At 69.3% G+C, this 5561-nt stretch carries 5 protein-coding genes and 1 tRNA gene; 1 reads left to right on the forward strand and 5 read right to left on the reverse strand.

Annotated features, from left to right (window positions below):
* From RMO85_RS18730 to RMO85_RS18750, 5 genes are all read right to left on the reverse strand, one after another.
* On the reverse strand, window positions 1-1141 hold a 1141-nt coding region (locus RMO85_RS18730), incomplete at its 3' end, for a penicillin-binding transpeptidase domain-containing protein (protein WP_310530233.1).
* A 49-nt stretch (window positions 1142-1190) separates the two neighbouring features.
* Window positions 1191-2597 carry an FtsW/RodA/SpoVE family cell cycle protein gene (locus tag RMO85_RS18735; protein ID WP_310530234.1) on the reverse strand — a complete coding sequence of 469 codons (1407 nt, stop codon included), beginning with the start codon at window positions 2595-2597 and terminating at the stop codon, window positions 1191-1193.
* Complete coding sequence (locus RMO85_RS18740; protein ID WP_310530235.1) at window positions 2594-3877, reverse strand: protein phosphatase 2C domain-containing protein; 1284 nt, start codon at window positions 3875-3877, stop codon at window positions 2594-2596. Before RMO85_RS18740 ends, RMO85_RS18735 begins: the two co-directional genes overlap by 4 nt.
* A gap of 6 nt (window positions 3878-3883) precedes the next feature.
* The gene (locus RMO85_RS18745) at window positions 3884-4357 is read right to left on the reverse strand and encodes an FHA domain-containing protein (protein WP_310530236.1); all 474 of its coding nucleotides are present in this window, start codon (window positions 4355-4357) and stop codon (window positions 3884-3886) included.
* A gap of 3 nt (window positions 4358-4360) precedes the next feature.
* Window positions 4361-5053: a DUF3662 and FHA domain-containing protein gene (locus RMO85_RS18750; protein ID WP_310530237.1), complete on the reverse strand. Its 693-nt coding sequence runs from the start codon at window positions 5051-5053 to the stop codon at window positions 4361-4363.
* A gap of 234 nt (window positions 5054-5287) precedes the next feature.
* On the opposite strand from RMO85_RS18750, the gene RMO85_RS18755 reads away from it, so the two are divergent.
* Window positions 5288-5370, forward strand: a tRNA-Leu gene (locus RMO85_RS18755).
* Window positions 5371-5561: the final 191 nt, after the last annotated feature.

Consider the following 5561-nt stretch of genomic DNA (forward strand, 5'->3'; position numbering starts at 1 on the left):
CGGTCTTGTCCAGCAGGGACGCGTTGGGCGCGCGGACCTCGTCGACGAGGTAGGGCTGCAGGACCTCACCGCCGTTGGCGAGGCCGGCGGCGACCATCGCCATCTGCAGCGGCGTCGCGGTGACGCTCGACTGGCCGATCCCCGAGAGTGCGGTCTGGGGGGCGTCCATGTCGGCGGGGTAGAGCGACCTGGCCTGCCCGGGTAGGTCCTCCAGGGCGGTCGAGTTGAAGCCGAAGGCCTCGGCCTGCTCGGTCATCGCGTCCACTCCGAGCTCGTTGGCCAGCGTCAGGAAGCTGACGTTGCAGGAGACCGCGAGCGCCTGGGTGAGGGTGATCTTGTTGGCGCCGCAGGTGCCGCCTTGCCAGTTGCCGACCGACGTCGTCGACTGCGGCAGCTGGAACTGCGCGCCGCTGGGGACGATCGAGTCCTTGTCGTAGTTGCCCGACTCGATGGCCGCCGCCGCGGTGACCAGCTTGAAGGTCGAGCCGGGAGGCAGCGTGGTGCCGATCGCGCGGTTGATCAGCGGCGTGTTCGGGTCGCTCTCGAGGCGCTCGGCCTCGGCTGCGACGTCGCCGAGGTCGTGCGAGGCGAGCAGGTTGGGGTCGAAGGTCGGGTTGGAGACCATCGCCAAGATCTTGCCGGTGCTCGGCTCGAGTGCGACGACGGCGCCCTTCGCGTCCCCCGGCAGGGCCTGCAACCCGTCGAACGCGGCGTCCTGGGCGGCAGCATTGATCGTCAGCTCGACGTTGCCGCCCTTGGGCTCGGCATTGCTGAGCATGTCGACCAGGCGGGTGACGAACAGCCGTGAGTCGTCTCCGGAGAGCACCTCGTTCTGCGAACGCTCGATGCCCGTCTGGGAGTAGTAGGAGAAGTAGCCGGTGAGCGGCGCGTAGCGCATCGGCTCCGGATAGGTCCGCTGGAACTTGTACTGGTCGTCGGAATCCACGCTCCGCGCGATCGGTTCCTTGTCGACCAGGATCGCCCCGCGCTCGCGCGCGAAGGCCGCGGTGATGACGCGTCGGTTGTTGGCGTCGGCGGCGAGCTCGTCGGCCCGGAAGTACATGAGGTAGGTCGCGTTGAGCAGCAGCGCCACGAACAGGAGCAGGCAGAACATCGAGATCGTGCGGATCGGCTTGTTCATCGGGGCCCCCGTGGCGTCGGGAGTGAGGCGAGAAGCGTCGTGGGGTGATTCATCGCAGCTTCACCACCTGGGTCATCTCGCTGTCGGTCGCATTGGCGGCCAGGTCGTCCGAGCTGCGCGGGATCGGGCGTCGCGCGTGGTCGGAGATGCGCACGAGCAGGGCGATGATCACCCAGTTGGCGACCAGCGACGACCCGCCGTAGGACAAGAAGGGGGTGGTGAGGCCGGTCAGCGGGATCAGCCCGGTGACGCCGCCGATGACGACGAACACCTGGAGCGCGACGATGCTGGCGAACCCGACGCCCAACAGCTTGCCGAAGCCGTCGCGCGAGATCAGCGCGATGCGCAGCGCGCGCTCGACGATCAGGCCGTAGCAGAGGATGATCGCCATCACCGCGGTCAGACCGAGCTCCTCGCCGATCGCGGCGATGATGTAGTCGGACTCCGCGTAGATGATCCGCTCGGGCAGGCCCTCACCGAAGCCGCGACCGATCAGGCCGCCCCAGCCCATCCCGAACATCGCCTCCACCGGCTGGTAGCTGCCCGGCGACGCGTCGTAGTAGTCCATCGGGTGCAGCCAGAAGTTGAAGCGGTTCTGCACGTTGCCGACGAAGGAGTAGGCCGCCAGCGCGCCCGCGCCGAAGAGCACCCCGCCGACGAGCAGCCAACCCGGGCGCTCGGTGGCGACGTAGAGCATCACCAGGAACAACCCGAAGAACAGCAACGAGGAGCCGAGGTCGTTCTGCAGGACCAGGATCATCATCGAGACGCTGAACATGGCCAGGATCGGGCCGAGGTCGCGCCCGCGCGGTAGGTCGATGAACAGCACCCGGCGACCGGCGAGGGCGAGGGCGTCTCGGTGCTGGACGAGGTAGCCCGCGAACGCGATCACGAGCAGCACCTTGGCGACCTCGCCGGGCTGGAAGCTGAAGCCGGCGACGTTGATCCAGATCCGCGCACCGTTGATGTCGGTGCCGATGAGGGGCAGGAACGGCAGCACCAGCAGGGCGATGCCGGCAAGGCCTGACGTGTAGGTCAGGCGTTGCAGGGTCCGGTGGTCGCGCAGCACCATGATGGTCAGGATGAACAGCGCCACGCCGAGGGTCATCCAGGTCAGCTGCTGGCGGGCGAAGGTGTGCGGCTTGTCGAGCACCTCGTAGGTCAGGTCCAGGCGGTGGATGACCGCGAGGCCCAGGCCGTTGAGGGCCGCGACCAGGGGCAGCAGCACCGGATCGGCGTACGGCGCCACGAGGCGTACGGCGATGTGGGCTGCCACCACGAGCGCCGCCAGCCAGCCGCCGTACCCGACGATGTCGGCGGGGATCGTGCCCTCCACGCCCAGTCCGACCGCGGCGTAGGCGCCGACGCCGACCACGAGCGCGATCAGGAGCAGGAAGAGCTCGGCGCCCCGGCGACGCCGGTGCACGAACCCCATCAAGGTGCCGGACTGACTCATTGCGGGATGTCCTGGAAGGCGGCGTAGTTCTCCACCGTGGCGTGCGCGTCGTCGAGGTCGGCGGCCTCGATGCCGCCGGTCAGGGCCTCGATGTCGATCTCGGAGAGGTAGTCGGTGTCGACGTCGCTGACCTCGTAGGGGCGCGAGACCTCGATCCCGGGGATCTGCGCGTTGAGGCCGCGGAAGATCGTCACCTTGTCGTCCTGGACGCCGACATAGAACTGGCTCTGGCTCCACGACCAGGCGAAGGCGAGTGCGATCCAGCCCAGGCCGACCAGGACGGTCGTGACGAGCAGGCGCTTGAGCCACGTGTAGCGGGCGGGCGGGCGGGGCGCGTAGCGGGCTGCCTCGGGATCGATGGGGTCGGAGGCGATGGCGCGGACGTCGCCGGGCAGGTCGATGGGCAGGTCGGACTGGATCGCGGGGATCTCGCCGGTGTCACCGGAGCGGTGGCCGCGAAAGCCACGGCTGCGGGTGGCGCCGCTGGCCGCGAGCCGACGCGGCAGCTCGGCCGCGGCCCCGACCAGGAGCGGCTCGAGTGCGGGCTCGGGTGCTGTCGCGACGACCTCGGCCACGATGCAGGTGACGTTGTCGCTGCTGCCCGCCTCGAGGCTGGCGCGGACGAGCTCGACGGCCGCGAAGTCGGGGGTGCCGCTGCGCAGGATGTCGGCCATCCGGTCGTCGGTGAGGAAGCCGCAGGCCCCGTCGCTGCAGACCAGGAGCCGATCGCCGACCTGGACGGGCACCTCGAAAAGATCGGGCTCCTCGTGCCGGATGCCGTCGACGGCCTTGAGGATGAGGTTGCGGTGTGGGTGCGTCCTCGACTGCTCCTCGGTGATGCGGCCCTCGTCGATCAGGCTCTGGACGAAGGTGTGGTCGTGGGTGAGCTGGCGCAGCTCGCCGGCGCGCAGGAGATAGGCGCGGCTGTCGCCGAGGTGACCGACGGCGACCACGGTGCCGTCGAAGAGCAGCACGGAGGCGGTGGTGCTGGTGCCGTTGAGGGCGGGGTCCTCGTCGATGAGCTCGGAGATCCGGTCGTTGGCGCGGTGGATGGCGCCGGCGACCTGGCTGAGCGGGTCGTCGCTGGGCGGGCTGTCGAGCTTGCGCAGCGCCTGTACGGCGGTGGCCGATGCCAGGTCACCGCGGACGGCTCCACCGACGCCGTCGCAGACGGTCAGCAGCCACGGCCCGGCATAGCCGGAGTCCTGGTTGTCCTTGCGGATCCGACCGACGTCCGAGATGGCCGAGAACTGGAGGAAGAGCTGTTGCGCAGCGGTCATCGGCCCTCACTTCCGCAGTTCGAGGATGGTCTTGCCGATCCGCACCTGGACGCCCAGGCCGATGGTGGTGGGCTGGGTGACGCGCACCGAGCCGACATAGGTGCCGTTGGTGGAGCCGAGGTCCTCGACGAACCACTCGTCGCCACTCGCCGCGACTCGGGCGTGGCGGGTGGAGACGTAGTCGTCGTCGAGCTTGATGGCCGCGTCAGCGCCGCGACCGATCAGCAGCGGGGCATCGCTCAGCTCGGCGCGGGCGCCCGTGTTGTCGCCCTCGATCACGATCAGGTGGGTCGGGGAGCCGCGGCGCTTGGTCGGCGCCTTGGCCTTGGTCTTGGCCCGGGCCGGTGCTGCCCCCCGCGCCGTCTCGGGGACGCGCGCGCCGAACATGTCGGAGCGGATGACGGAGACCGCCGAGAGCACGAAGATCCACAAGATCGCGAGGTAGGCGAAGCGGATCAGGAACAAGGTCAGCTCGGACATGAGTCAGTCCTCCCCATCGACACGGACCGTCATCGTCGTACGACCGATCTTCACCTCGGCACCGTCGCGCAGTACGGCGCGGGGGACCTTGGTGCCGTTGACGAGCATGCCGTTGGTGGAGCCCAGGTCGACGACCTCGAGGTCCTCGCCGTTGACGAGGAACTCCACGTGCTGGCGGCTGATGCCGGGGTCGTTGATCCGCAGGTCGGCCTCGGTGCCGCGGCCGACCACGAGACCGGGTGCGCGCAGCGGGTGCCGGGTGCCGTTGACCTCGAGCACGGCGCGCGACGACCGGGTGCGGGTGCGCTGGTCGTTGTCGGTGACCTGCGCCTCGGCGTGGCTGCGGATGCGGAAGCGGCCGGTGGTGAGGTCGCCGGCCGTCTCGAAGTCGACCGACACGGGCCCGGTGAAGACGTAGCCCTGGGAGTCGGCGTGGTCCTTGAGCTGGTCGATGAGGTCGCGGCCCATCGCGTCGTCGTAGCCGTGCAACCGCTCGAGGTCGACGGCCGACAGCTCGACGTGGAACGTGTTGGGCACCAGGCGTCGGTCGCGGCTGAGGATCTGAGCGTTGTTGTCGCACTCGCGTTGCAGGGCCGCGGCGATCTCGACGGGCTGGACGGCGCTGCGGAAGGCGCGTGCGAAGGCGCCGGAGATCAGTTCCTCCAGCTTGTGCTCGAAGCGTTGCAAGCCGTTCACGTCCAGCGCCTCCTCTCCGGTTCAGGGGTGTTCAGGGGTGTGGCGGGGGCTGCCATCGGGCGCGCATGAGCAACCGCCGTAGCGGTCACGCGGTCGTGCAGATGTCGCCGATCGTACTGTCCGTCGCGCCGCGCACCGCTTCGGGCCGACGGCGCGCCCCCGACAGGGTTCGCCGCACCGGCTGTCCGATTGGGAGTGTCCGGCGGGCTTGGGATAACCTGTCCCCCGCTTCTTGCGCGAGTGGCGGAACGGCAGACGCGCTGGCTTCAGGTGCCAGTGTCCGAAAGGGCGTGGGGGTTCAAATCCCCCCTCGCGCACACGTGAACGTAGGTCCCGGGTCTCCCGGGGCCTTCGTTCATTTTTCAAACGCGCGTCGGCCCGGGGCCCCCGACCAGCTCGGTGAGCTCGCACCGAGTGCGTCGTTATGCTCGACGAACAAAGGGGTGATGGCATGGCAATGCTCGAGGACGGCACAGGCGCCGATGCGGCTCTGCGTGACGGTGATCCC

Source organism: Nocardioides sp. (genome assembly GCF_031422975.1).
Taxonomy (GTDB): domain Bacteria; phylum Actinomycetota; class Actinomycetes; order Propionibacteriales; family Nocardioidaceae; genus Nocardioides.

Coding starts and splice junctions, on each gene's coding strand:
- RMO85_RS18735 (WP_310530234.1), bottom strand. CDS start 2,597: ATGAGTCAGTCCGGCACCTTGATGGGGTTCGTGCACCGGCGTCGCCGG.
- RMO85_RS18740 (WP_310530235.1), bottom strand. CDS start 3,877: ATGACCGCTGCGCAACAGCTCTTCCTCCAGTTCTCGGCCATCTCGGAC.
- RMO85_RS18745 (WP_310530236.1), bottom strand. CDS start 4,357: ATGTCCGAGCTGACCTTGTTCCTGATCCGCTTCGCCTACCTCGCGATC.